Annotated in this window: 21 protein-coding genes; 11 read left to right on the top strand and 10 right to left on the bottom strand. The window is 40.0% G+C overall.

Translation table 11 applies throughout. The features are described from left to right. Nucleotides 1-71: 71 nt before the first annotated feature. The 8 genes from ACYVM0_RS13600 to ACYVM0_RS13565 all read left to right on the top strand — a co-directional run bounded on the left by ACYVM0_RS13600 (nucleotide 72) and on the right by ACYVM0_RS13565 (nucleotide 11,106). A complete protein-coding gene (locus ACYVM0_RS13600; protein WP_460557883.1) occupies nucleotides 72-1,640 on the top strand; it encodes a sodium:solute symporter family protein in 1,569 nt (522 codons plus the stop codon). 135 nt (nucleotides 1,641-1,775) lie between these two features. Further along, nucleotides 1,776-2,753, top strand: coding sequence for a dihydrodipicolinate synthase family protein (locus tag ACYVM0_RS13595; RefSeq protein WP_460557882.1), 978 nt, complete (start codon nucleotides 1,776-1,778; stop codon nucleotides 2,751-2,753). Between the two features lie 89 nt (nucleotides 2,754-2,842). Further along, nucleotides 2,843-3,988, top strand: a complete 1,146-nt coding sequence (locus ACYVM0_RS13590; protein WP_460557881.1) for an iron-containing alcohol dehydrogenase — start codon at nucleotides 2,843-2,845, stop codon at nucleotides 3,986-3,988. A 66-nt stretch (nucleotides 3,989-4,054) separates the two neighbouring features. Then, the gene (locus tag ACYVM0_RS13585) at nucleotides 4,055-4,996 is read left to right on the top strand and encodes a dihydrodipicolinate synthase family protein (protein WP_460557880.1); all 942 of its coding nucleotides are present in this window, start codon (nucleotides 4,055-4,057) and stop codon (nucleotides 4,994-4,996) included. A gap of 20 nt (nucleotides 4,997-5,016) precedes the next feature. Continuing rightward, nucleotides 5,017-6,123 carry a PdxA family dehydrogenase gene (gene pdxA / locus ACYVM0_RS13580; protein WP_460557879.1) on the top strand — a complete coding sequence of 369 codons (1,107 nt, stop codon included), beginning with the start codon at nucleotides 5,017-5,019 and terminating at the stop codon, nucleotides 6,121-6,123. A gap of 38 nt (nucleotides 6,124-6,161) precedes the next feature. Then, nucleotides 6,162-7,241: a four-carbon acid sugar kinase family protein gene (locus ACYVM0_RS13575; RefSeq protein ID WP_460557878.1), complete on the top strand. Its 1,080-nt coding sequence runs from the start codon at nucleotides 6,162-6,164 to the stop codon at nucleotides 7,239-7,241. Nucleotides 7,242-7,293: 52 nt separating this feature from the next. After that, nucleotides 7,294-8,835: a sodium:solute symporter family protein gene (locus tag ACYVM0_RS13570; RefSeq protein ID WP_460557877.1), complete on the top strand. Its 1,542-nt coding sequence runs from the start codon at nucleotides 7,294-7,296 to the stop codon at nucleotides 8,833-8,835. Between the two features lie 18 nt (nucleotides 8,836-8,853). Then, on the top strand, nucleotides 8,854-11,106 hold the full coding sequence (locus ACYVM0_RS13565; RefSeq protein WP_460557876.1) for a TIM barrel protein: 2,253 nt from the start codon (nucleotides 8,854-8,856) through the stop codon (nucleotides 11,104-11,106). Nucleotides 11,107-11,237: 131 nt separating this feature from the next. Here ACYVM0_RS13565 and ACYVM0_RS13560 read toward each other — a convergent pair whose 3' ends face one another. Together ACYVM0_RS13560 and ACYVM0_RS13555 are read right to left on the bottom strand one after the other, a co-directional pair. Beyond that, nucleotides 11,238-11,927: a hypothetical protein gene (locus tag ACYVM0_RS13560; protein WP_460557875.1), complete on the bottom strand. Its 690-nt coding sequence runs from the start codon at nucleotides 11,925-11,927 to the stop codon at nucleotides 11,238-11,240. Nucleotides 11,928-12,261: 334 nt separating this feature from the next. After that, a complete protein-coding gene (locus tag ACYVM0_RS13555) occupies nucleotides 12,262-14,295 on the bottom strand; it encodes a hypothetical protein (RefSeq protein WP_460557874.1) in 2,034 nt (677 codons plus the stop codon). Between the two features lie 455 nt (nucleotides 14,296-14,750). On the opposite strand from ACYVM0_RS13555, the gene ACYVM0_RS13550 reads away from it, so the two are divergent. Continuing rightward, the gene (locus ACYVM0_RS13550; RefSeq protein ID WP_460557873.1) at nucleotides 14,751-16,136 is read left to right on the top strand and encodes a hypothetical protein; all 1,386 of its coding nucleotides are present in this window, start codon (nucleotides 14,751-14,753) and stop codon (nucleotides 16,134-16,136) included. 175 nt (nucleotides 16,137-16,311) lie between these two features. On the opposite strand, the gene ACYVM0_RS13545 is transcribed toward ACYVM0_RS13550, so the two are convergent. From ACYVM0_RS13545 to ACYVM0_RS13525, 5 genes are all read right to left on the bottom strand, one after another. Continuing rightward, entirely contained in the window at nucleotides 16,312-17,007 is a 696-nt protein-coding gene (locus ACYVM0_RS13545) for a DUF4253 domain-containing protein (protein ID WP_460557872.1), read from the bottom strand. A 180-nt stretch (nucleotides 17,008-17,187) separates the two neighbouring features. Continuing rightward, nucleotides 17,188-18,063, bottom strand: a complete 876-nt coding sequence (locus ACYVM0_RS13540; RefSeq protein ID WP_460557871.1) for an alpha/beta fold hydrolase — start codon at nucleotides 18,061-18,063, stop codon at nucleotides 17,188-17,190. 198 nt (nucleotides 18,064-18,261) lie between these two features. Beyond that, nucleotides 18,262-18,798 carry a hypothetical protein gene (locus ACYVM0_RS13535; RefSeq protein WP_460557870.1) on the bottom strand — a complete coding sequence of 179 codons (537 nt, stop codon included), beginning with the start codon at nucleotides 18,796-18,798 and terminating at the stop codon, nucleotides 18,262-18,264. A gap of 109 nt (nucleotides 18,799-18,907) precedes the next feature. Continuing rightward, the gene (locus ACYVM0_RS13530) at nucleotides 18,908-19,324 is read right to left on the bottom strand and encodes a hypothetical protein (RefSeq protein ID WP_460557869.1); all 417 of its coding nucleotides are present in this window, start codon (nucleotides 19,322-19,324) and stop codon (nucleotides 18,908-18,910) included. Between the two features lie 228 nt (nucleotides 19,325-19,552). Further along, nucleotides 19,553-19,780, bottom strand: a complete 228-nt coding sequence (locus ACYVM0_RS13525; RefSeq protein WP_460557868.1) for a hypothetical protein — start codon at nucleotides 19,778-19,780, stop codon at nucleotides 19,553-19,555. Nucleotides 19,781-19,871: 91 nt separating this feature from the next. Here ACYVM0_RS13525 and ACYVM0_RS13520 point away from each other — a divergent pair, with 91 nt between their 5' ends. Beyond that, a complete protein-coding gene (locus ACYVM0_RS13520) occupies nucleotides 19,872-20,090 on the top strand; it encodes a helix-turn-helix domain-containing protein (RefSeq protein ID WP_460557867.1) in 219 nt (72 codons plus the stop codon). Nucleotides 20,091-20,367: 277 nt separating this feature from the next. Here the strand turns inward: ACYVM0_RS13520 and ACYVM0_RS13515 are convergent, their stop codons facing one another. The 3 genes from ACYVM0_RS13515 to ACYVM0_RS13505 are packed head-to-tail and all read right to left on the bottom strand — an operon-like array spanning nucleotide 20,368 to nucleotide 23,276. Continuing rightward, entirely contained in the window at nucleotides 20,368-20,736 is a 369-nt protein-coding gene (locus ACYVM0_RS13515) for an ASCH domain-containing protein (protein WP_460557866.1), read from the bottom strand. After that, complete coding sequence (locus ACYVM0_RS13510; protein ID WP_460557865.1) at nucleotides 20,714-22,219, bottom strand: hypothetical protein; 1,506 nt, start codon at nucleotides 22,217-22,219, stop codon at nucleotides 20,714-20,716. Before ACYVM0_RS13510 ends, ACYVM0_RS13515 begins: the two co-directional genes overlap by 23 nt. Continuing rightward, nucleotides 22,203-23,276: a hypothetical protein gene (locus ACYVM0_RS13505; RefSeq protein WP_460557864.1), complete on the bottom strand. Its 1,074-nt coding sequence runs from the start codon at nucleotides 23,274-23,276 to the stop codon at nucleotides 22,203-22,205. Before ACYVM0_RS13505 ends, ACYVM0_RS13510 begins: the two co-directional genes overlap by 17 nt. A gap of 308 nt (nucleotides 23,277-23,584) precedes the next feature. On the opposite strand from ACYVM0_RS13505, the gene ACYVM0_RS13500 reads away from it, so the two are divergent. Continuing rightward, a complete protein-coding gene (locus ACYVM0_RS13500; RefSeq protein WP_460557863.1) occupies nucleotides 23,585-26,104 on the top strand; it encodes an L-rhamnose mutarotase in 2,520 nt (839 codons plus the stop codon). The last annotated feature ends 41 nt before the right edge of the window (nucleotides 26,105-26,145 follow it).

Raw genomic sequence — 26,145 nt, 5'->3', positions numbered from 1 at the left:
ACGAAGGGTACAAAAGCTTTTCTTAGTGAGGCTTGGTGATGTTAGTGTTTTTGTGGTTTAAAAAATTAACGATGAACAACTTGCCCGTAATTGATATCGCCATCATTGTTGTCTACTTGCTGGCAATGGTAGCCATCGGTTTTTATTTTTCTAAGAAGAATAAAAATACCGAGCAATTCACCAAGGCGTCTGGAAAAATTCCCGGATGGGCAATCGGGCTATCTATTTACGCCACCTTCTTAAGCAGCAATACATTCTTAGGTAATCCCGGCAAGGCATTCGGCAGCAACTGGAATGTTTTTGTATTCAGCATTTCCATGCCATTGGCGGCATGGGTGGCAACTAAATATTTTGTACCCTTCTATAGAAAAACAGGAGAAATATCAGCGTACACCAATTTGGAAAAACGTTTTGGTCCCTGGGCCAGAACCTATGCAGTGATCTGTTTTTTGCTGACACAATTTGCAAGGATGGGGACGATCTTTTTTGGTATGGCATTGAGCTTACAGGCACTCACCGGTTTCTCGATGCAAAGCATCATGGTGGTGATGGGTTTATGCATTATCATTTACACGGTACTTGGTGGTATGGCAGCAGTCATCTGGACAGAAGTGATACAAGGAGTAATAAAAACTTTAGGGGCGTTGCTTATTTTGTACCTGGTGGTTAAACAAATTCCCGGTGGATTTACCAAAGTCATTGAGATTGCCAAAGCGGATAATAAATTCAGTTTGGGAAGTGCTGATTTTAATTTTACCCAACCTACTTTTTGGGTAGTGTTATTGTATGGATTTTTTATCAATCTCAATAATTTTGGGATGGACCAGAATTATATCCAGCGGTATCATACAGCAGCGTCTGAAAAGCAGGCGGCTAAATCGGTGTGGCTTTGTGTATGGATGTATGTGCCGGTATCATTGTTATTTGTTATCATCGGTACGTCATTATATTCTTTTTATCAATTACAACCCGACCTGATTGATCCGGTAAAAATAAAATTAGCCACAGAAAAATTAGGCACACTGGCAACACCGGAACAAATACAAAACCTGGCCGCCACATTTAAACCTGCTGACTATGCCGATAAAGTTTTGCCTTATTTTATGGTGACCAAAGTGCCAACCGGGTTATTAGGTTTGATTGTCGCCGCCATTTTATCTGCAGCCATGAGTACCATCAGTAGTAATATGAATGCAAGTGCCACGGTATTTACCATGGATATTTATAAAAGATATTTTAAGCCAGGTATCAATGATAAGCAACAATTATTTTCTCTGCATATTGCCACGGTTATTTTTGGTTTGATTGGATTAAGCGCCGGCCTGGCAATGATTGGTGCAAAAAGTTTATTGGATACCTGGTGGAAACTCTCCGGTATTTTTGCAGGTGGCATGCTGGGATTATTCTTATTGGGGTTGATCAGCAGGCAGACAAAAAATGCGGTAGCTATCACCGCCACCATTATTGGTGTACTGGTAATTATATGGATGACATTCAGTGAAAATATCAGTGAGCAATACCGTTTTGTGAGGAATAGCTTGCATAGCAATATGATCATTGTAGTGGGCACGCTGACGATATTTTTAGCAGGGATATTGCTCACGCAATTCACCAGGAAGAACGGAGGCCCAAAACAGTAAAATTGTACAGGATAATAGTAGTATAATACATTTTTAATACGCACAAAATATTCAATTTTATAGTACGCTGAAATTCCGTTTCGGCTTTTATAAAGGATCGGAATACAATTCCGATGTACACCAAAAAGACATGATATGACTGATACAAAATTTGTCCCGGTAATGATAACGCCATTCAACTTAAAAGCAAAAGTTGACCTGGACGTAGTAAGTAACCTCGTTGATTTTTATTTAGCGGCTGGCGTAAAAGGTTTTTTTGCCAACTGCCTCAGCAGTGAAATGTACAGCATTACCGAAGATGAACGGCTGGAATTAACACAGCATATTGTACGGTATGTAAATGGCCGTGTGCCGGTGGTGGCAACAGGTTCGTTTGGATTAACGGTGAATGATAAAGCAGAGTTTGCAAAAAAAATATACGATACCGGCATTGATGCCGTGATACTAATCACCGGCCATTATGCCAATGTGGAAGACAGTGATGATATATTGCTCAAAAATTTTGAGCGCATGTTCAAACTTACCGGCAACATTCCGTTGGGGATGTATGAATGCCCGGCGCCATACAAAAGAATCATCGGTCCGGATGTTTTTAAAACATTATTAGCAGCCAACCGGTTGGTGTATCATAAAGACACTTCTATTGATTTAGAAAAAGTAAAAGCCAAAATTGATATTGTAAAGACAACAAAATCAAATTTAGAGTTTTTTGATGCCCATTCACCTAATGCCATGTACAGTTTGCAAATGGGTGCAAAGGGAATGTCTTCCATCAGTGGAAATTTTTACCCGGAGATATTGGTGTGGATGGTGAACAATGCCAATGATCCTGCAAAACTGGAAGCAGTAAAATGGCTGCAGGCAGAGATCAGTCGTGTTGACCCGCTGATACATGGGGCATATCCCATGAGTGCTAAATATTTTTTGCGTAAAAGAGGTTTGCCTGTTAGAACGATCAGCAGGGCAACTGCATTGGAATTAACACCCGATCAAAAGAAAACATTAGATGAAATACATGATAGCTTTAAAATGTGGTGCGAAAAATTAGCTATCAAGCCCGTGGATATTGAGCAATTAATGTTACCAAAATATCCGTTGGATGCAGCGATATAATGACTTGCCCCGGCCTTTAGCCCGGGGATAAGAGTAAATATAGACCAGGGCTTTAGCCCAACAATTTTTTTAAGACATAGAATAACAGAATGACTCAACGATTGCAAATTATCTTCCCCGGCAAATTAATTTTTGGCAGCGGATCATTAGAACAGTTAACTGAAGAAGTACTGCAATTAAAACCTACAAAAGTTTTTATTGCCACCATTGCACCATTACAAAATGTTTTAGCCGATTTTACAGCAGCATTAAAAAATAATAATGTTGAAGTTGTAACCGATACTTCTATTATGCAGGAACCCTCCTTTGCAGATTTTGAAAAACTCATGCAAACAGTAGCACCTTTCAATCCGGATGTGGTGATTGGTATTGGCGGCGGCAGTGTACTGGATATCGCCAAATTGGTAGCTGCACAATTGGAAAATGAACAACAATTGAAAGACTATGTAGGTATCGGTTTGTTGAATGGCAGAAAGAAGAAACTGATTTGTGTACCCGCTACGTCAGGCACAGGTAGCGAAGTGTCTCCCAATGCTATTTTAGTGGATGATGACCATCAGAAAAAAGGAATCATCAGTCCTTTTTTAGTGCCCGATATAGTGTATGTAGATCCGTTATTAACGATAAGCGTACCACCTGCAATAACAGCAGCGACAGGCCTGGATGCCTTAACCCATTGCCTGGAAGCGTACACCAATAAATTTGCGCAACCCTTCATTGACATGTATGCGTATGAAGGCATGCGGTTGATAGCGGCACATATTGTAACCGCTGTAAATGACGGTAGCAATATTGAGGCCAGGGAAAAGGTAGCGATGGGAAGTTTGCTCGGCGGTTTTTGTCTGGGGCCGGTGAACACAGCAGGAGTGCATGCGTTAAGTTATCCATTAGGAAGTATGTTTCATTTGGCGCATGGCTTATCCAATGCATTGTTGTTACCTTACGTTATGCAATTCAATATTCCTGCGGCACCAAATCGTTATGCAGATGTGGCAATAGCACTGGGTTGCGAAAGGCAGGGCAGTGATACCGCAACGGCTTATGCAGGCGTACAAAAAATAAGAGCGCTGATTAAAGCTTGCGGTATTCCTGCAACATTAAGGGAAGTGAATGTGCCGGAATCTGCAATACCGCAAATGGCTGTTGATGCCTTGAAGATACAGCGGTTATTAAAGAATAATCCAAGAGAAATTACGGAACAGGACGCCATAGGAATTTATAAAGCGGCCTATTAACCACTGACCCCTGTGGGGAATGGTGCAGGCGAATAAAAAATGAACAATAAAACCTGAAATGAAAGTATGGGATCGCAAAATATAGAATCGCTCAGTAACGCCTCTTCAGGGGTTGGGGGTAAAAAATATAAAGGTATCATTGTGCCGGCTATAACGCCGCTGACAAAAGACTATACACTGGATGAATCTGCAGTAGAAAAAATATTTGCCAATTTCTACGAACATAATATTGCTCCGTTCATATTAGGTACCACCGGTGAATCAGCATCTTTATCTGATTCCATAAAAACGGATTATTTAAAAGCGGCCGCAAAAAATAAAAAAGCCGGTACTGTTTTATACGCCGGTATTTCTTCCAATGTATGCAAAGAATCGGTAGAGTTTGCAAAACGCTGTGCAGATAATGCAGTTGATGCGGTAGCTGCAACATTACCTTCTTACTATGCATTGAACAATGCACAGATGCAAAAATATTTTGCAGATCTTGCGGATACAATTCCACTGCCATTGATCATTTACAATATTCCGGCAACCACACATATGAGTATTCCGCTGGAAGTGATTGATGAATTAAGCATGCATCCGAATATTGTTGCGGTAAAAGATTCTGAACGCAGCGAAGAAAGACTAATGAAATCATTGGAGCTGTGGAAAGACAGGAGGGACTTCGGCCACTTTTTAGGATGGGCTGCAAAATCTGCCATCGCATTAATAGGTGGCAGTCACGGATTAATTCCCAGCACGGGTAACCTGGCACCGGAAATTTATTCCGCCATGTGGAATGCATTTACACAAAATGATTTTAAAGAAGTATACGCCATGCAGCAATTAAGCGATAAATATGGCAATGTATACCAGGCAGATAAAACGTTGGGCGAAAGTTTATGGGCATTAAAAGTATTAATGAAAGAAAAAGGTTTGTGCGAAGCTGTAGTAATGCCGCCGTTGCAACCCATGGATATAGAAGAAGAAAATAAATTGATACAAAACCTTAAAAATATTTCTTAGTAAGGACTAACTATTTAAAAATGACTACAGAAAAAAAAGAAGTGCTGCAAGGTTCCCCTTCAGGGGCGGGGGGGCTTCCTATCATAGCAATTACCATGGGCGACCCTGCAAGCATTGGTCCCGAGATTGCAGTAAAAGCATTATTACAGGAAGGTATACATGCCATATGCAAACCCATTATTGTTGGTGATGCAAAAGTGTTTGAACAGATCATTTCATTACTGCAATTAAAAGCAACCGTACATGCCATTGATAAAGTTGCGGATGCAAAATTTAAATGGGGTACTATTGATGTACTCGATTTAAAAAATGTTGCTATTGATAAATTAGTCTTCGGCGAAATTGCTGCCATGTGTGGTGAAGCCGCTTTTCAATCGGTAAAAAAAGTAATTGAACTGGCACTGGCAAAAGAAGTGGATGCCACCGTAACCGGCCCCATCAACAAAAAATCTATCAACCTGGCAGGGCATCATTTTGCCGGGCATACAGAAATCTATGCTCACTTCACCAACACCAAAAAATACGCCATGTTATTGGTGGAAGATAAAATGAAAGTGATCCATGTATCTACGCATGTGTCATTACGCCAGGCATGTGATCTCGTAAAAAAAGACCGCATCTTGCAGGTAACGGAATTATTGTACAACGGTATGCTGAGCCTGGGAGAGAAAAATTTAAAGATCGGTATTGCAGGATTAAATCCGCATGCAGGTGACAGTGGTTTATTTGGCACCGAAGATGACCAGGAAATTTTGCCGGCAGTAGAAGAAGCCAAACGTTTGGGTTATGATGTGGAAGGTCCGGTACCACCCGATACCATGTTTGCCAAAGCTGCAACAGGCTACTATGGTGGCGTGGTGGCCATGTACCACGACCAGGGGCATATTCCCTTTAAACTCACCGGCTTTAAATGGAACAGTGAAAAAAATCAGATGGATAGTGTGAAGGGAGTAAATATTACCATGGGCTTGCCCATCATCCGCACATCAGTTGATCATGGTACGGCATTTGAAATTGCAGGTAAGGGCATTGCCAGTGCAGATGCAATGGTATTAGCTATAGAAAGTGCCGTACAATTAAGTAAGTACAGAAAAGAAAATAGTTTAGAAATTAATAATGGTATTTAATTTTCAGACACTAAAATTCACCTTTAAGGGTTAAGGGCATGGTCGCAGTAATCGCAGATGATTTTACCGGTGCAGCCGAATTGGCTGGCATCAGCCTGCGCTATGGATTGTCGGTAAGCGTTTGCCTGGATAATACCATTGATGCCAATGCCGATGTGGTAATTGCGTGTACGGATAGCCGTTCAATGCAAAAAGCAGCAGCTGTTTATTGTACCGCCGATGCGGTGGAAGCATTATTGAAGTTTGACCCCGCAGTATGGTATAAAAAGATTGATTCTGTGTTGCGTGGCTATGTGATGGATGAGGCAAAAGTACAGATGGAGTTGTGTGAGAAAAATAAGGCCTTCATTTGTCCTGCTAATCCATCCTTACAAAGAACCATCAGCAAGGGCGAATATTTTATCAGCGGAAAAAAAATTACGGAGACTGGCTTTATCAATGATCCCGAATTTCCTATCCGCAGTGCAAAGGTTACTGCAATGGTAAATGATGAAACAGTGCAGGTGTTAAAGCATGATGACTGGTTGCCTGTTGAAGGAATAGTAATAGGCGAAGCAGAAAGTACTGCAGATATAGATGCATGGGCGGCCACAATAGATGAATCGTGGATGCTGGCAGGAGCAGGAGATTTTTATACCGCCTTGCTGGAAAAAAAATACCAGGCACAGCCGCAACAAAAATTTCAATCGCAATCACCACATTTGTATGTATGTGGTACTGCTTTTGAAGAACGAAAAGAGTTCATTAAAAAAACAGGTTGTTGTGCTTATCTGCCTGACACAATTGATGACAAATGGTTACAACAAACCTGCAACATCATTAAGGAAAAACGCAAAGTAGTAATAGCCATTGATGAATCACCCCAATCAGCTTTGGCATTACGCACTGCCATGGCAAAAGCGGTAAAGGAAATTGTGGTAAGAGAAAATGTGAAAGAGATTTTTATTGAAGGCGGCTCAACTGCTGCTGCTGTGTTGGAAGAACTGAATATTAAAAAACTATCGCCGGTAAATGAATTAAGCAGGGGCGTAGTGCGAATGAAAGCTGGAGATCTGTTTATCACCGTAAAACCAGGCAGCTATAAACTACCTGATGAAATAGTGAAATTATACCAATAAACTTAGTGCTGCTTTGCGCCTTTGTGCCTTAGTGGTTCAAAACAACGATTGCATGAACCATCTTCATTTTATAGACTACACTATCATCATATTGGTTTTAGGTATCACGCTGTACCTCGGGTTTCGCTTTGCCAATAAACAAACCACTACCGAAAATTATTTTCTCTCCAAAGGAAATTTTCCTTCCTGGGCATTGGGCTTATCATTGCTATCTACTTTGATCAGCAGTAATACTTTTTTAGGCTATCCCGAACAGGGTTTTCAATCCAACTGGATCTACCTGTTACAAGGTTACATGGTGCCCGTTGTGTTGCTGGGTTCCATCTGGTTTATTGTACCGTTGTTTCGCAAAGTCATCGGCTTAAGTACCTACGAATATTTTGAAAAACGTTTTGGGAAATTTGCCCGTTATTACTCTTCCTCCTCGTTTATCATCCGGCAATTTGCAGGCATGGGTTCTGTATTAACATTAGTAGCATTGGCCATTTATAAATTAACCAATATCGATCCGGTAATTATTTTATTGTGTGTGGGATTGGTATTGATCGTTTTAAATTTAAAAGGCGGTATGCAGGCCGTGATATGGCTGGATGTATTCCAGGGCTTCATGTTATTTGCAAGTGGATTTATTTGTCTCGGAATATTATTATACGCTATAAAGGGCGGCGTACCGGAAGCGATAAAAGTGGCTACAGCAAATAACCGTACCGGTTTTGGCCCTTACGATTTTAAATTTGATACATTAAGTTTTTGGGTATTGGTGATCAATGGTGCATTTTATGCCATTCAGAAATATGCTACCGATCAAACAGTAGTGCAACGATACCTTACTGCCAAGTCCGACAGGTCCGCCATCAAAGCATCCTTAATGGGCATTTTTCTCACCGTCCCCATCTGGACGATTTTTATGTTTATTGGTACTGCCTTGTTTGTGTACTATAAACAAAATCCGCTGCCTGCCGATGTTACGGCCAAAACGGTATTTCCTTATTTTATGATGACCAACTTGCCAACCGGTGTCATTGGTTTTATTGTGGCGGCCTTAATAAGTGCTGCTATTTGTAGTTTAAGTGCCGATATTAACTCCAATGCGGCCGTAGGTATGGAAGATTATTATAAAAAATTGCGGCCCGGTAAAACAGACAAAGAGAATTTATACGCCAGTAAAATGATGGTGTTATTATCCTGCTTCTTTGCCATCGGTATGGGGTATTTTTATTTAAAGTTCAGCAGTGGAGGAATAATAGACCTGATTTTTACTGTCTATGCCATTTTTTCCGGTGGTATTGTAGGTATATTTTTATTGGGTGTTTTTAGTGCCAGGGCAAACCGGCAAGGCATGAACATTGCTATCGTTGCCTGCATTCTGTTTACTACCTGGGCTTTTTTAACCAGCACTCCCATCGGGTTAAAAAATCCCACACTACTGCTGGATTTAGGTAATTTTAACTTTACACACCATAAATTAATGCTGGGGGTGTACAGTCACCTGGTGGTAATTGTGGTGGGCTATTTCGCCAGTTTATTTTTTCCTAAACCTGTATTACCCGATAATTTATTATACAGTAACTGGAAATTAAACAGGCATAACTAAAATTATAATAACATATTTATGATAGCAATTTCATTTTTTGGAACCACAAAGTCGCAAAGACACGAAGGCGCACTAAGAAAAATCTTCGTGTTCCTTTGCGTCTTCCTGTCTTCGTGGTTCAACGTTCTGGCGCAACCCAACACCGATAACCAATATACCAAACCTCTCAAAGATGTGCTCAACGACGTACAAAAAAAATACGGTGTTACTATAAAATTTGCCGACAGCATGGTAGCCAATAAAAAAGTTACCTATGCCGATTGGAAATACCGGCTCGATGTGGAAGTAACCCTGGAAAGCATCTTAACACCATTGGAGTTAAAAGTAAAAAAAGAAGGCGATAAAAAATATAAACTCAGCACCTATGAATATTACCGCTGGGTGCCCACAGAAGGCTGGGCCGAACTAGACCGTATTGCCGCACAATACAAAACGGTAGAAGAATGGGAAAAAAGAAAAGCAGTACTAATACCTTGCATGAAAGAAGCCCTGCAGTTAACACATTTGCCTGCATTGCCCAACAACAAACCCATCATCACACCAAAAAGAAATTATGATGGGTACACGGTTGAAAATATTGCGATAGAAATTTTACCCGGTGTATGGATCAATGGGTCTTTATACAAACCGGCAAAATACAAGGGCAAAATTCCGGTGATATTAAATCCCGATGGCCATTGGGAAAAACAACGCTACCGTGCCGATTGCCAGTACCGTTGCGCTGCTTTTGCAAAAATGGGCGCCATGGCATTCAGTTACGATCTCTTTGCCTGGGGCGAATCCTTACTGCAATTTAAAATAGAGGATCACCGCCGCAGTTTATCCATGACCATACAGGCACTGGGCAGCATCCGAATTCTCGATTACTTACTGGCACAAAAAGATGCCGATACCAGTCGTGTAGCCATAACCGGTGGCAGCGGTGCCGGAAGCCACACTGTTTTAATGACCGCATTGGATAATCGTATAAAAGTCTCTGCACCTGTAGTGGCCATCAGTTCTTATTTCTATGGTGGTTGCCCCTGCGAAAGTGGTATGGATATTCACAGTTGCGGTGGCAGAACAGATAATGTGGAAATAGCAGCCATGGCAGCACCCCGCCCGCAATTATTGATCAGCGATGGCGGCGACTGGACAGATAAAATGCCCGAACATGATTTTCCTTACCTGCAAAAAATGTACAGCTGGTATGGCAAAAAAAACGACGTGCAGAATGTACACCTGCCTGAAGACAAACATGATTTCGGCATCACCAAGCGCATTCCTTTATACCATTTCATGGCAAAATATTTAAACCTTAATATTAAAGCCATACAAAACGATTCAGCAAATATTGACGAATCAAAAATTACGATAGAACCGGAACAGGCCATGTATGTATTTGGCGATAAGGGAGAAAAACTACCGGCACATGCCATTCATGGATTTGAGAATTTAGAAAAAGTATTTAATGAAGAAATCCGCAAGGCGCAAACCAATCAACGGTATAAAATAGGATTGATCGACCTGATGTTGTTAAAAAGACAAAAGCTCGGCGCCATTACCTTAACCGCACAATTAAAAGCCGATGGGGTAGAAGTTGACATGGGTGGCTTGGGCACAAGGCCCACATTCGATAACCAATTACTCATTGATTCTGTACGAAACCAGTTTTTAAAAACTGCTAAAGAAAATAATGTAGAAATATTTTCCTTAGCCATGACGGGTTATTATGCCCAATCATTTTGCGGAAGAGCAGAGTATAAGAAATCAATAGAAGATTGCATTACTACCATGAAGCTGATGAATGTAAAGATTGCTTTTCTTCCATTGGGGGTACAATGCGATTTAAAAAAGAATCCGTCAGTAAGAGACTCCGTTATTGCAAGATTAAAAGTGGCCGGCAAAATGGCGCAGGATGCCGGCGTGGTTATTGGTATTGAAACCGCATTATCTGCAAAAGAAGAAGTGCAACTCTTAAAAGAGATCAATTCTCCTGCCATAAAAATCTATTTCAATTTTTCCAACCCGTTAAAAGAAGGGCGTGATCTGATCAGCGAATTAAAAACTTTAGGAAAGGAAAGGATCTGCATGATACATGCCACCAATAAAGACAGTGTGTGGTTACAGAACGATCCGCAGATCGACATGTACAAAGTAAAAAAATGTTTAGACGAAATGGGCTACACCGGCTGGCTGGTAATTGAACGCAGCAGGGATGCCACAAAACCTTCGGATACAAAATATAATTACGGGGCCAATACGGCGTATTTGAAAAAAGTTTTTCAGTAGGATCACGCCTGTGGCGTGTTCGAATGCGCCACAGGCGTGGTCAAAAAGCGCCACAGGCGTGGTCAAAAAGCGTCACAGGAGCAATCCCGGTTCCTGTCTTTCCAACCGGCAATTAAAAGTGCAAAGCGTTTTTAAGAAGGATCATCAGCATTTTGTTCTTTGTCGTATTGTATTACTTCAAAAGCTGTAACTAATGGAGACCAGCCGTCACAATCATCATACAATATTTCTTTGGCATAAAAATCAACTTTTGTGCCATCAATAAAAGAGGTAAACCAATCCAGTTGATTTTCTTTTATAAACGCTCTTTCTGTTTTGATTTCCTGCCCGAAACTTTCAGCGTCTTTGCAATATTTTTCATAGGTATCAGCTATGCAATTGAGGCATTCGTTATTTTTAACAGCAATTTTTCCGCATACTTTGCAACAGGATAAATTACTGAAACGGGTGTCTTTGTAAGCCGAGAGCGCTTCATTCACCTGTACGTTTGCAGGAATGGCCTTAAGCAATGAAAGCCATCCAGTATATTCCTTTTCTTCCAGGGAGAGCAGCGTATTATTATGGAATGCTATATGCAATGTTTGTGTACCGGCCAGGTCTATTTTATTTATTTCGTTCCATTTTATTTCCCTGCTCTTTGTATCCGCTGAGTTTATTGAATATATAATGAAACCATTTTTATCTGCAATGGCGATGATGGGCCTGGGCCTTGTTATTCTTTTAAGTTTAAACCTAAACCAAAGCGGAATGAAAACTTTAATAATCAATACGGCAACAAGTATAACAATCAGCAGCGGTAATATTTTGTATAAGGTTGCCATATAAAAAAGAGTGGGTGTTTATAAAGTTGCTACCATATAAAGTTACAAAACTGTTGGTAAGTTTGCCGCCTTTATTTGCAGCCACTGTTACAACAGCAAACGTCGTTGCCTGGTATCGAAGCAAAGCTATCGGACGTGGCAGTACCAATTTTTTTCGCTGCACCATGCTGCGGTTAAAAACAGCCAGGACTAGTAGGCACCAGTGAGCAACCTTCAGTTGAACACTGGTGCCAGTGGGTGACGGTAAGCCGTATACGTCGTTTGTAAAAGCCGGGATGACGGCAAAGATCAAAACAATTGTACCTGCACCGGCGAAGGAAATTGCAGAAATTGCTCAATGCCGGGTAAGATGTGCAATAACATAATAATCAGAAGGGTTTTCTAACAAATACTTACCCTTATATAAAATAGCTTTATGCGTTTGAAAAAAGCCTGTCAGGTTGTCTTTATATCCAAATTCTACTTTTATTATGCCACTATTGTCAAAAGCCGTTCTGCTATATTTTACCAGGCCCCAGTTAGCCAGCCCGTCCCTCTCCAGGCTATTTCTTATGTCATCAAACACTTTAATGGCTTTGTCGTAGGTGCTGTCCATTATACAACTGTACCACATTTTTTTATCGTTGTTTTTTAGTGCTGATAATAACTTTTGCCCTAACTCATCCATAGTTTTACCACCAGTATATATCCTGTCAGTAGCAGAAGGTACCAGTACTATTTTCGGTTCTCCTGTACCGGATAGGCTGCCATCATCGTAAGGCAGATCTTTTGCCGAAGGAACAAGGGTCCATTTAAGGGCCTTGTAACCGATCCAGGTTTTTCCTGCCGGTTTTGTTTTGGTTGTTCCTGCCAATACTTCTTTGTCTATTTCAATAGAATTGTCATTCAGCCATTTTAGTGCAACAGGTGCCCAGGCCGTATTATTTTTTTTATTGCTGGTTACTTCCCGGTAAACCTGTTTAATGCCATCCTCAGAAAATTCAAATATAGTCACGCTGCTTTCTTCTGTTTGTTCTACCAAACTGCCACGGTTAAAAATGGCAAAGGCTTTTTTTGAAGGCGACCATTGATAATTGAGGTTCATAATAGTTGTGGTAGCCCCGGTATTCTTATTCACTAAAACAAAATCGGAACTTTCAGCCCCCTTCTCTTCCACAACGTGGCTGTTTAAAGCGTCTATGTATCTCAGGTAGCTGTACTCTGCAAAGTTGGCATCACCAAAATTTCCCTTATTGCTGATGGTAATGTTCTTTCCGTTGCTAAGTGGCAATAGTAAATTATCTCCCTGCCGGGTAACGTTGCCACCACCAAACTGTTTTATATTTTCCGGTTCTGTTGAATTTTCCAGGCTGCCATAAGTTTTGGTAAGCTTTGCAGGCTTGTTAACCGGGGCCTTGGCCACAACCGGTTTTTCCGCTGCAGCTTTTACTACATTGTTACCGCCTTCCTTTAATAAAGCAACAGCCATGGGCGTAAACGCATTATTGATCGAAAAGAATGTTCCCCTAAGACTATTTGCCGATTTTTCCAGTGTGTATGAGGCTTTGCTCCACATAACAGGAAGGTCTGCATGTATAACTGCGTCTGTATTCAAAGTAATAGTTTTGCCGGAAATATTTTGCGGGGCAAGCACGGCTTCAAACGTAAAGGTTTTACCATCCTGCACAAGTTGCCTGATCTCTTTAGCGCCATATTGGCCACCTCCGATATCGCCAATAACAATTTTATTTACATAGCCGGGATGCTCTTCGGTATATACACCTTCAAAATCTTTTAGTTGCATTTTTATTGCAGCCGGGGTAACAATACTTGTATTGTCATACGTAGTGAGATCGGCAGTATAAAACATGATGGAGGCCATATATCCCGATATTTCACTAAGATATTGCTCAAATAAATTTGCCTCAGCCGAAAAAACCAATGCATAGGTTTTCCTGTTATGAATTGTTTTATAAGTAAAAAAAGTAAGGCTCTTCTTTTTTGAAATGGGTATGGTAAGAATGGTATTCCACCACGTTTTATTGTTGATGATCACAAAGCTGTCTCTTATAACAGTAAGTGTATTGCCCGCCTGTTGTTGAGTGGCGGCTAATTCCCCTCTTGAAATAGCTTTGATATCTGCGTTCTCGTATCCCTGTCTTAAGGTGCCGGTTTCTAATTTAAGCGTGGGTGCTGTCAAATCACTTTTTTGGCCCGGTGCTATTATTAAAAACTCAACGCTGGCCGGATTGTTGGCTTGCTTAACCCAACCAGAAGGTAAAAAAATACGGTAGCTGTTATCGTCGGCCACTACCAGGGTGCCGGATTGGCTTGCGCAAACTAAAGACGTTAGCAGTAAGGTTGCTGAAAGGGAAAACATTTTAAACATAATAAGGTAACTGTTTTTTTAAATAATGGAATGCAGATTTTCCGGGGCATCATCGGCGCAAAGGAGTGCAGTATTTGCGAATGGGAGGTATTAGGATTTTGATAACCGAATGTAATATAAAAGTTTAATAATGTTACAAAAAAAGTAATATAAAAGTTACGGCAATTAAAGTTTCTGGATTTGCTGACTGCCAGTGTTACAACAGCAAATGCCGTTGCCTGGTGTCGAAGCAAAGCTATTGGGCGTGGCAGTACCTACAACATGCGGAACAAGGGTTGTAACTGATGTAAAGCTCCATTCATTTGCGTTGCAGTGGACTCGGGCCACAACAACACCATTCTGTTCAGGCATATACGTCGTTGTTCAAAGCCCAGGCGACGACGCACAGCTGTAAAATACCATCCGCACGGTATTTACCCGGTTTTGGTAAACATTTATTTTTGAAAAAAAAGCAGATGAAAAAAATAGGGGCAGCACTGGTGCTGCTAATTGCTACAGCCGGTATTTCCAGTGCACAAAAACCAAGGGTGTACATTTCGGATATTCTTAAAACCAATATTGTATACAACGATGTAGCTATCGGGTACAACGGAGAAAAAATTCCCCTGGTGTTTTTATACAACCCTGTTATGTACAACCAGCTGGTAAAAAAAATACCGGCAGATAAAATAGACTATGTTATAAAATACAGCCAGCGGCAAAATTATCCGGCAGGGCTGCAAACTATTGAATACTACAATGACGAAGCTTTAAAACCGGCTTACCTGTACTTTGTTACCTGGCTGCAGTTGAACGGGAATATGATTGCGCTGATTGAAATGCCTGCCGCAGAAAATAAAAAAATGCCGGAGGCATTGCGGCCGCAAAACGATATCTATTTTCTTGCCTCCTCCTTTTGGACGAACCCCAACTTTGATGTAGGCGGTAAAAAACAATATTCCAGGAAGATTGTAAAGGAGAATGAAACACTGGGCAATGCATTTAAGGAATTTGAAAAAAAGCTGGGCGATGGCATGATAGATGGCACGCTCTATTTTAAAAACACAGTACCCGTACCGGCCGTACCCCAAAAAGATTACGTACAACAATTTGAGGCAGCGCAGGCAATAGCGGCAAAAAAAGATAAGGAAGCAGCAGCCGATTATACGTTAAAAAAGCAACGCAAAAGCGAAGACCAGCAAAGGCGTATTGACAGCCTGAAAGCAGAAAAAGCAAAAGTGCTGGAAAAAATTGCAGCCATGTCTAAACAAATCAATGAAGACCTTGCAGCAGGCAATATAACATCGCTGCTTACACGCTATCGCTATTGGAAAATACCGGCTATCTCTAAAGACATTGAAATAAAACGAGAAGGCATTTTAAACAACGAGCACCGGTACTACACCGTTACCTCCCGTATAGAATTTGTGGTAAAGCCCGGCACGGTAGACCTTATTGATGAAACAGTATTCAGCGCCACAATGAATACCGGCAAAATGCAGGAAACCAATAAAGAAACCTTTTTGCATGGGGAAAGTTTTATACGGGCAGCAAAAACATACGTGTTTAACAATGCCAGAGGCAGCCGCTATTACGAAGATGGCACTACCGGCAGCAACCAGTTTTTTCGTGAACCCTGGAACTACTTCCTGGAATATGTTAACCAGTACAATAATATTCCCGTGGTGCCTTCATTTGAAATTATTAATGTAAATGTAGAAGATGAGGTACACAGTGTGGGGGTGAGGATGAAAATGCCTGAAGGCAACGGCTTTGTGGTGTACACCCCGGTAGACATTTACAACGAAATGGATAAAGTGGCCAACTATAACCTGCGCATTAAAAATATAGCGGAAGAATAGCGGCTATTTTTTGGCGGCAGCAGGTTACGGCTATGCTACGGCGTTAATAGTAACAACATGCTCGCCAGGGCTGTAACAAATGTAAAACTTCATTGGTTTGAATTGCAGCGGGCTTCGGGTTGATTGCTGGTACGCCTGGCGTATTGGCCTGGCGGCATACGAATATCGGCGAAGGTTAATCCCACCAAAAATATAAACGCTTTGTTCTTTTCATTTCTGCAGCCAGTTTTTCTACGGTTTCTGCACCTTGATCTACAATATCCGGGCAAACTTTATAAGCTTCTTTGGCCAGTGTTAACCAGTTTTGTGGTTCCCTGTTTATCCTGAACTCACACCAGTCGCCGGAGGCGCCAATTAGGTCGAGCGAATATTTCGCATCAAATATTTTAATAAGATGCAATAAACTATCATTATCAATTTCCCAGTTGATACCGTTGGTTTGCAATTGTTTTAATACCTGGTATTTATCAGTTGTTTTTAAAATGGCCAGAACGTCCGGCTGTTTGTCCAGGCCAAAATGATCATCGATTGTACAAATAGTGTAGCCCAATTTTTTAAGCTCATCATACAAGTTCATCACAATTTGTTTGGAATTGGTATTGCTGGCGTTGAATAAAAAGCCGGGTACCGGCTTTAAGGTGGAGTCAATATCCATATCCATACCAATTATGTTGTCCAGATTTTTTGGCAAAGGCTTTACAGCCGAATCGGAATAGATGCGTAACCATGAAAATATTGCCGGGTCTATGTTCATTGAAACACACCATTGTATTTCCTGTTTAGTAATGATCTCTTTGGTGGCAGGGGTAGTGGATTGCGAATTGCAACTGAGCAAAATAAAGATTGTGGAAATAAATAGAAAAGTTTTCATGGCGAAACGTTAATATTTTTTGCTAAGGTAGGGGTTAAGAAGAAATTAAAAACTGATCAGTAGTTTACTCACCGCAGTTGCTGGCATCGAAGCAAACTATAAACCGGGAGCGAACCAACAACAGCGAAAATTGTATTGGAGAAAAATTATTCCCCATCCCGTTGTTAAACCTGGTACTGCTTATTTTAAAAAACCATTAAGATAACCCAGGATCGTTTTCGTCTGCATCATCAGGCTTACATGCCCCTGCGAAGGCACAATGGCCAGTTGCGATTTTGGCATGGGTTGCATATCGGCAACCACACCGCCGCCCAGTAACTGATAGGTTTTCATCAACTCTATTTTATCCAGTCCGTCATTGTCGCCGGAGATCAGTAAAACAGGCGCAGTAATTTTTGCAATATTGCTATCACCCACATTAAAGGGCACTTTGGCAAAATCAAACATCTGCTTTAAAAAACTCCTCCATTTTGTTTTATCAGGCGCTGCTGCATTATAACCCGTTTGCAGTGGGGTGTTATCAAAAAATTCAGGTTTAAAATCATCAAAGGCATTATTTACTACAGACATCCAGCCATCCGTTTTGTAGGTAGAAGAAATGATCACTAATTTTTTCAGGCGCTTAGGGCTTTGTACCGCAAACTGGTAAGCCACAGAGCCGCCCATACTATAGCCTGCCACATCAGCGCTGTCTATTTTCAGGTAGTCCATCACTTTTTCTACATCACTGGCAAAAGCAGTGATCGACATTTCCCTGTCAGAAAACGGTGAATGTCCATGGCCCTGCATTTCAATCGCAATTACTTTTCTTGTTTTTGATAATTCAGGAATCAGTTCCGCCCAGTTCATTGCAATGGTGTAAAAAGCACCATGCAGTAACACAATAGGTTTGCCTTTGCCATATACTTCGTAATAAATTTTAGTGCCGTTAACAGGCGCATAGCCACTTTGCACAGGTTTAGTTTTTTGCCCTTGCGACTGTACTGCTGTAAAAAAAAGCACCGCAATTATTGCAACCGCTTTTGGAAGAGTTGATCCTTTAATTATTCTTTTCATAAAAAGTGATTAAATGATGTTGAATGTATTGGCCATACAAAGATGGAATTTATTTTAAGATTGTAGGCTGTGTTAATACGACAAGTTAAGGGTGTATTGCGGCAGTGGATTTTGCGATGGGCTTCGGACTGGTTGTTGGTACTCCAAGCACATTGGATTGGCGGCATAGCAACAAACTGTGGAAAGGCGTTTGACCAGCTACATTATTTTCCTGTTTTCTTTAATGGCGTCCTCATACACTGGCGAGTTAAATAATTGTAATTGTACGGCAAGTGCTTTAATGAATGATCTGCCAATAAGTAAAAAAGTATTCTTTTGTTCGGTGCTCAATTTTATTTCTCTTACCATTTCTGCAATGCCGCCTACATAGGCCCACAGGTAAAAGTCATCGTTTTCTTTTCTCAACACCCAATCCCATTCATTCCAATACACCAATGCACCGGGCTTGCTTAAAAAGGCAAGGCTTGTATTTGTAATTGTTACCTGTTTGGGCGTATCGTTACTGATATGTATCAGAAATGCGGCAGTACAATCGTCGGCAATTTTTTGGTTGATGATATGCTGCTTTTCATCTGTCAGCTTGTAGTTGAGTATAAGATAGTCAAGCAGTTCAAGGGAGTTGTTAAAGGATAAATGTTTCCTGTAATAAAATAATTTGTCTTGCCACACAATGCCATCTCTCGTTTCTTTTGAAAGCAATATATCATCGTCAAAAAATACAAGGTCAAGTTTCATCTGTAGTGTTATTTTTTTAAGTCATAGAAATCGACGGCAAAGATTGAAGCGATACCTGCGGCGGCGAAGTTACAGTTGCTTCAGCAACGGCGAAAGAACGCAATTAAAGCTATTCTTCTTTAGGCTCGTGAAGTATGAAAAGGCTTCCTGATTTTACAATTTTATAATTGTCAATCTTTGCTGCCTTTACAATATCGATTATTTCAATGATTTTATTTTCAGAAATGTTATTGGCATAAACTACATAAAAGTTTTTTTTAACAATAGCAGGCGAATTGTGTTGTAAAAATTCATTGAGTTCGATGGTATTACCCATATTGTATTTTTGGCCATTTAAAACTACTGCAATACTGTCTTTATCAAGCATCAGGCAATCGTTAAGTATATTTCCAACTTCATTTTCTGCTTTCAGGTTTGGAACAAAGAATTTGGTGCTGTCAATTTTATGATTTGTGCCGGGATTTTGATGCCCGTGCTGAGAACAATTTGCAGTAAAAAATAATAGTGAAACTATAAGATAACGCATAAGTTATTTTCATTCAAAGTTAGGTGGTAAATGGATAAAGCTATAGCAGTATGGAGCAATTTGAGTTACAAATAAGGTAACTAATGTAAGATTTTGATTTGGTTGCAGTGGGGACGACGATTGAAGCGATTGTACCTACGTCGGCGAGCTATTGAGCGTGGCCGTACCAACAACATGTGGAACAAGGGCTATAACAAATGGAATACTTTATTGGTTTGGGGCTGCTGACTAATTAGCCTGCAACATCATTTCTTTTTCCTCCCTGCACAACTCATCGGCACGCTCTAAAAAGCTGAGGAGAAAATACACGTCTTCTGCAATGGTACCAAAGTTGTTTTGCAAAGCCTCGGCCCTGATGATATAATTATAAAACAGGTGATCGATACTGCGGCGCAAGGTATCGGGTGGGGCAGATTCGAAAAGTTGTTCGAGGTGGGGGATGATGTTGTTGTTCATGCTATACTGATTTAAGACAAAGATAATAGTAAAACCAATCGGTTAGATATATTATACCGATATTTTTATAAAAATTGCTGAATATTGGTTTATGACAGAACAGGAAAAATTTGTAAAAGCAGTTGGGAAGAACATTGATAAAAAAAGAAAAGAAAAAGAGCTTTCTTTCCAGGAGCTTGCATTACTATGTGATATTGAAAAATCCAGTTTGGTAACGATAACCAGCCAGGGCGGAAATATTACACTTACCAGTTTGTATAAAATTGCGAAGGGATTGGAGGTTGCTGTTTGGGAGTTGTTGAAGGTTTAGGGTAGATAAGAAAGAGGTGGTGGTAATTTATTGCAGTTTGTTTTTTTGCTGCACTATGCTGCGGTCACAGACCGCTGAGATAAGTTGACACAAGTCGCCTGCCTACGGCAGAAGACTTGCGCCAGTGAGGGTTTGGGTTGCTGTTGGCTTCGGGCTGGTTGTTTGTGCACCTAGCAACATTGGCTCGGCTGCATATCAACAACAGCGTTCATGGGATTGCACCTACTAACACTGGCGAAGAGGCATCTCGGTTTGACGTCGCTATTGTCTTTTATTTTTATAGATACACATATGACTGCGGCGGAACGACGTTATAGTTATCTTGTAAATGTAATGGATGTTTGTATTTTTTTGTGTTCTTAATCTTAATTGCATGTGCAATTTCTCTGTTTGCGAAATATTCGTAGAAAAAAATTTCCGAGATACCAGAATGCTTTTTTGTTTGTCTCCAAATTTCATTTGGGGCCGAACTTAAGATATTCTCTATTTCAAATTCTCCAATAACTCGTTGTACAGGCGAAGAGGCGTAAACAACAACAGTTTTTACATTGGGGTTTTTGAATATAACTTTACGAAATTCAAATTTTTTTTTGCCTTCAAATATTTTGAACGCATATTCTGGTTTAATCGACAATAAAACTCTCATCGCTCTTTGTTGCTTTTAAAATAATATTAAACTGTTCTTTTGTAATTGGCTTAAAACCTCTTGGAGCATCATTCACTCCTCCTAAAACTTTTAAATCTATTAATTCTTTCATATTAATTCTATGAGGAAAGGAATAAATATACAAGAAACTTACAACAAAAGGCTTGGTCTTTTGATAATGCCAAATTGCACGTAGTTTATCTTCCGGAAAAACACTTCTTTTTCTGCAATATAAAATGAACTCATTTTCATCAATAAAATCATTTTTTACTTCTTGGACTACCCCAATTGTGGATACTACACTTTTGTAGTATCCTCCTGTCATATAAAAAATTATATTATCACCTTTTTTTGGATGTGGTAATAATGCTCGGGAAACATAAACCTTATTTATTGCATTTCTATGGGGGAAATCTTCAATAAAATCTTCTGGTGATTCAGTATTTAATATTGAATCAGGCAACAATTCGGTATGATAATCTGGATAAATAGGAACAATGTAACGGTCTTTGTTTCTTGAAATAAATGGGTAACATTGTTTTAAATGGTTTTCATCTGTTTTCTTACTAAAATCTCTGATGTAAACCAATTCATCATTCTTTTTCTTTCCCCACAACACAAATCCCCATTGTTCAAGCAATTCAATCAATCTTAGTTGTTCATCTCGTTTGTTAAAAATGGTTACATAGATTTCATCTACTTTATTTTTTAAAGCGTTGTCAAAAATGATTTTCATAAAACGCTCACCCAAACGGAAACCATTATTAATGACTTTAAACGTTCCAACCTTTAATCGCTTTTTACAAGCGAAGGCGGGTTCTATGTCTGAATAGTTTTCATCTTCATCTTCAGGTTTTAAATATAAAAAAGATAAGAGTAAGCCATTGTTTGAGTTTACTGTGATGTATGCCTCTTCATCGAATTTCCTAATGAACCATTTATCAAAGCCAACATAATCCTCTTTTAAACTTGTGAAGAAATCATCGTTAAGATTTATTCTGCCAAATTTTAATTTCTGAACATTTAGAACTTTGTAGTTTACTAAATCGGGATGTTCGGCAAAAGTTTTTTCCAGGAATGAATCAATCGTGAAAACTTTGTCTTCAATTCCTAATTCAAAAGCTTTTTTGTGAATTTTCTTATCCTCGGTTATCAAAATATCAACACGACCTAAGAAGACTTCATTTAAAAGCTGGGTATCATTTTTGTCGTTTTCGTTTACATCTATCTTAGCTGATACTGAAATAACTTCAGCTTGTAAAGGCGAAGGGATTTTTATATGTTCATAGCTATCTAACTTTATATGAAAAGAATCGACCGTTTGCTGGTTTTTATATTTCTCAATTTCGGAAATAGTCATAGAATGAACGCATTTTGTATATTTAGCTCGTTCCAACCAGCGATATAAGATGCCGACGTCTTGGTTTATTACTCTAGACGCCTCTCTATGAATAATGATATTTGTGTCAAGGAGTGCTTTCATTTTTTTTTAATAAATTTTTAAACCAACCTACTGCTTTGCTGTAAGTAGTTTGAATAGTTGGCCAAATAAAATACAAAAAGGTACTAAGAGCCATTACAAAAGCAAGGTATATCACAAAAGGGATAGTAGAAAATGCTAACTTAGTATGATATGATGGTATAAAAAATAAAATATCACAAATAATGTTAACGAGAATTGCTAATGCAAATTGCCCAGTTCCAATTCTCTCCATAGAATATATCGAAAAGAAAGAAAATGATTCGGCAAATTCTTTTTTAGCAAAATCTTTTACTTCTTTTTTGTTGAATACAACAATGAGTTCGTCTTTTTTAACTCGTTTATCTCCTAAATATTTATTAAAGGAATTGTATTCTAATGTTCTCACATTTTTTAGAGATGCGGTATCAAAAAAAACAATATCGTACTTATTAGGAAGTATGTTAAAAGAAAAACAATACTTTATTTTACAAAACTCTTTGTCATCAAAATACTTTATTTTATTATCAGGTATATTTCTACGCTCGTTAACCTTAATGTCGTAAATAATTGTAGATTTATTCAGCCCTTTTTTTCGCATGGAAATAAACAGCATTGTGGGTTTAACCCAAAATCTGAAATATACATTAGGCTTTACTTCTTGTTGATATTCTCTATATGGTTTTAGATTTAAGGTAGCGGAAACAATTTTTTCTTCATTAATTGTTATTTCAGCTGGCAACACACAAAGTTCATTTCTTCCACTAAATGTATGGATAACGCCTAAATCAGTGGTATTTGTTTTTAAATATTTTGTAGCACTAATGGAATCGTTAAAAATAAATCGGCTATTGTCGGCAATGCTTAGTTCTTTATACAGATCCTTTGTTCCACAAGATTTTTCTGCCCAAGGAATAAAAAGCGAAATCGTTAGTTCATCTTTACATATAGATTCCTTGGAGATTTCAAATCCAAATTCTACTAAAGAACTATTGTTATTAAATTCCCAAGTGCAAAGATGAAATCTCTCTAATTGAACATTGTTACCTTTCTCTGTAAATATAAAAAATGAGTTTTCCATTGTATTATCTTAGCAAATTAGTGTTTAATCTCATTGTTTCAGCTCTAGCAGACTATTGGCAACATTAATAATTACAGGGAACGAAGATTCATTATGGTTTTAAAGATATTATTTAAATCCAATATTTTAAATTTATTTAATTGCTTTACGCAATTCGTTAGCCTTACCTTACATTTCCCCTCCCTCCCCAATAGTAATATCTTCCATCTTTTTAGTAAATACATACCTTGTTGGCCGGCGCTGTTATAGGTAAATTGTACATTCTTACAGCTATTGAAAAATAATTTTTAGCGCACTAATTACTAACGATGAAACGATTGCCCCGATGCCGGCCTGCACCATTGCTGGTATTGTTATTACTAGTACATTTTACTGCAGGGGCAGTGGATATTTATGTGTCACCCAGCGGTGCCGATACCAATGAGGGCAGCAAACAAAAACCATTGGCTACCATTACAGCAGCCCTGCGCAAAGCAAGGGAGCTGCGGCGTTTGAACGATGCAGGGGTAGCCGGCGGCATTCATATTATACTAGGCCAGGGCCTGTACCGGCTTACCCAAACCCTTACCATAAGGCCCGAAGATGCAGGTACTGCCGAAAGCCCCACTTATATTGAAGCGGCACCCGGCGAAAGGCCGGTACTGGATGGTGGCTTTACTATTGGCAACTGGAAAAAAACTACTGCAAAAATTGCAGGGCTGCCCGCTGCAGCGCAGGGCAACATATGGGAGGCGGCCCTGCCGCTTACCGCAGGAAGATATGGCGAATTCAGGCAATTGTGGGTAAATGATAATAAAGCCGTAAGGGCCAAAAGCTGCAACGGCAATTTGATGGACCGCATACTTAGCTGGGATAAAAAAGAACAAACCTGCCGGATACCCACGCCCAAAAACATGGCGCTGCAACAAATACAGGGTGCCGAAATGTTCATTCATCAATGGTGGGCCATTGCCATATTGCGCATTAAAAAAATGGAAGTGCAGGGCGATAGCACAAAATTATTTTTTGAGCAGCCGGAAAGCACCCTGCAAAGCGAACACCCCTGGCCTGCGCCATGGATAAGCAAAGAAACCGGCAACTCTGCATTTTATTTAAGCAATGCGATACAATTTTTAGATGAACCCGGCGAATGGTTTTTGGATAACAACAATCATAAAATATATTACTGGCCCAGGGCCAATGAAAATATGTTGACGGCAACTGTTGTAGCACCTGCATTGGAAACACTGGTAAAAATTGAAGGCACGGGTGAGCAACGGGTAAGCTATGTGTATGTCAATAATATTTCCTTTCAGCATACGGGTTGGTTGCGCCCGGGGCAACAGGGGCATGTACCGCACCAGTTAGGCCTGTACATGACGGAGGCGTACAAGCTAAGGCCGGCGGGCACCAAGCTCAATCCGCATTTGGATAACCAGGCATGGGTGGGCAGGCCGCCTGCGGCGGTTGCGCTGCAATATGCTGCCCGGATAAGGATAGAGCGCTGCACATTTGAGCACCTGGCTTCCACCGGGGCCGATCTTATGGCCGGCACCACCATGAACTTATTATCGGGTAACCTGTTACGTGATATTGGCGGCAATGGCATACTGGCCGGTAATTTTGGTGACGAAGGCCGTGAAATTCACCTGCCTTATTTTACCAGTAACGAAAATGAGCTTTGTGCCTTCAATTGGATACAGAATAACCTGGTTACCAATATTGGCAATGAAGACTGGGGCTGTGCAGGCATTGCGGTGGGCTTTGCAAAAAATATTGCTATACAACATAACGAAATAGAGAATGTGCCTTACACCGGCATCAGCCTGGGCTGGGGCTGGACGGGTGAAGAAAATATAATGCGCTACAACCTGGTACAGGCCAATGCAATTCATCACTTTGGCATGCATAATTATGATTGTGCCGGTATTTATACACAGAGCCTGCAGCTGTATACAAAAATTACTGAAAATTATATTGATAGTATTTACAAAGCGCCTTATGCTCACCTGCCCAGCCATTGGTTTTATTTATATGCCGATGAAGGCAGCAGCGGCATTGCATTTGCCAACAACTGGACGCCCACTACAAAATATTTACAGAATGCCAATGGCCCTGGCAATGAATGGAACGATAACGGGCCGGAGGTTAATGACAGCATTAAGCAAAATGCCGGTATACAAAAGCCGTATCAATACCTGCTGGCCAATAAAACAGCTAAAGCCAACCTGCCCATCAACAAAGAACATAACGAAGTAATTGAATTGATCGTAAAAGAAAATGAAATACTGGATGTACAGAAATTAAAAACCTTGCTGTCTAAAAATAATATGGATAGCAATGCGGTTTACCAATGGCAAAACCATTACGTGATTTTTGATAAGGTACAGGATGTGGGTGTAATGCAGGGGAGATTGCAGAATAATTTTCCGTCGGCCACCGTAAAAGTGTACCCCGATATGTTTTATGAATTCAATAGAACAACATGTGCTGATAAAACTGTGGCAAAGGAATGGGATCATATTTTACTCACCTGCAATGTAGTGGCCGATAAAAAAAAGCAGGCCGAATATTTGAATTACCACGCCACACAATTTGAACAATGGCCGGAGGTATCCAAAGGGTTTTGCAATGCCGGCTTTCAGCAGTTGTTGATTTTTAAAAATGGCAGGCAGTTGGTATTGGTGATCAGTATCCCTAAAGGAGAAAGCCTGGATAAGCTGAATCCAAAAACAACCGAAAATAATCCACGTGTAAATGACTGGAATAAAATAATGGCTAAATACCAGGAAGGAATTGAAGGAACAAAGAAAGGAGAGACCTGGGTTTTCTTAAACCAGATAAAATAATCCTTCGTGTTACTTCGTGCCTTTGTGGCTTCGTGGTTTTG

This window comes from Ferruginibacter profundus, from assembly GCF_054783275.1.
Note: the sequence above shows the minus strand (reverse complement) of the source record. Positions and strands in the feature narration are given on the sequence as shown.

Excerpts from the sequence above, each read along its gene's own strand:
- ACYVM0_RS13600 (WP_460557883.1), top strand. The coding sequence starts at position 72 with ATGAACAACTTGCCCGTAATTGATATCGCCATCATTGTTGTCTACTTG.
- ACYVM0_RS13595 (WP_460557882.1), top strand. The coding sequence starts at position 1,776 with ATGACTGATACAAAATTTGTCCCGGTAATGATAACGCCATTCAACTTA.
- ACYVM0_RS13590 (WP_460557881.1), top strand. The coding sequence starts at position 2,843 with ATGACTCAACGATTGCAAATTATCTTCCCCGGCAAATTAATTTTTGGC.
- ACYVM0_RS13585 (WP_460557880.1), top strand. The coding sequence starts at position 4,055 with ATGGGATCGCAAAATATAGAATCGCTCAGTAACGCCTCTTCAGGGGTT.
- pdxA (WP_460557879.1), top strand. The coding sequence starts at position 5,017 with ATGACTACAGAAAAAAAAGAAGTGCTGCAAGGTTCCCCTTCAGGGGCG.
- ACYVM0_RS13575 (WP_460557878.1), top strand. The coding sequence starts at position 6,162 with ATGGTCGCAGTAATCGCAGATGATTTTACCGGTGCAGCCGAATTGGCT.
- ACYVM0_RS13570 (WP_460557877.1), top strand. The coding sequence starts at position 7,294 with ATGAACCATCTTCATTTTATAGACTACACTATCATCATATTGGTTTTA.
- ACYVM0_RS13565 (WP_460557876.1), top strand. The coding sequence starts at position 8,854 with ATGATAGCAATTTCATTTTTTGGAACCACAAAGTCGCAAAGACACGAA.
- ACYVM0_RS13560 (WP_460557875.1), bottom strand. The coding sequence starts at position 11,927 with ATGGCAACCTTATACAAAATATTACCGCTGCTGATTGTTATACTTGTT.
- ACYVM0_RS13555 (WP_460557874.1), bottom strand. The coding sequence starts at position 14,295 with ATGTTTAAAATGTTTTCCCTTTCAGCAACCTTACTGCTAACGTCTTTA.
- ACYVM0_RS13550 (WP_460557873.1), top strand. The coding sequence starts at position 14,751 with ATGAAAAAAATAGGGGCAGCACTGGTGCTGCTAATTGCTACAGCCGGT.
- ACYVM0_RS13545 (WP_460557872.1), bottom strand. The coding sequence starts at position 17,007 with ATGAAAACTTTTCTATTTATTTCCACAATCTTTATTTTGCTCAGTTGC.
- ACYVM0_RS13540 (WP_460557871.1), bottom strand. The coding sequence starts at position 18,063 with ATGAAAAGAATAATTAAAGGATCAACTCTTCCAAAAGCGGTTGCAATA.
- ACYVM0_RS13535 (WP_460557870.1), bottom strand. The coding sequence starts at position 18,798 with ATGAAACTTGACCTTGTATTTTTTGACGATGATATATTGCTTTCAAAA.
- ACYVM0_RS13530 (WP_460557869.1), bottom strand. The coding sequence starts at position 19,324 with ATGCGTTATCTTATAGTTTCACTATTATTTTTTACTGCAAATTGTTCT.
- ACYVM0_RS13525 (WP_460557868.1), bottom strand. The coding sequence starts at position 19,780 with ATGAACAACAACATCATCCCCCACCTCGAACAACTTTTCGAATCTGCC.
- ACYVM0_RS13520 (WP_460557867.1), top strand. The coding sequence starts at position 19,872 with ATGACAGAACAGGAAAAATTTGTAAAAGCAGTTGGGAAGAACATTGAT.
- ACYVM0_RS13515 (WP_460557866.1), bottom strand. The coding sequence starts at position 20,736 with ATGAGAGTTTTATTGTCGATTAAACCAGAATATGCGTTCAAAATATTT.
- ACYVM0_RS13510 (WP_460557865.1), bottom strand. The coding sequence starts at position 22,219 with ATGAAAGCACTCCTTGACACAAATATCATTATTCATAGAGAGGCGTCT.
- ACYVM0_RS13505 (WP_460557864.1), bottom strand. The coding sequence starts at position 23,276 with ATGGAAAACTCATTTTTTATATTTACAGAGAAAGGTAACAATGTTCAA.
- ACYVM0_RS13500 (WP_460557863.1), top strand. The coding sequence starts at position 23,585 with ATGAAACGATTGCCCCGATGCCGGCCTGCACCATTGCTGGTATTGTTA.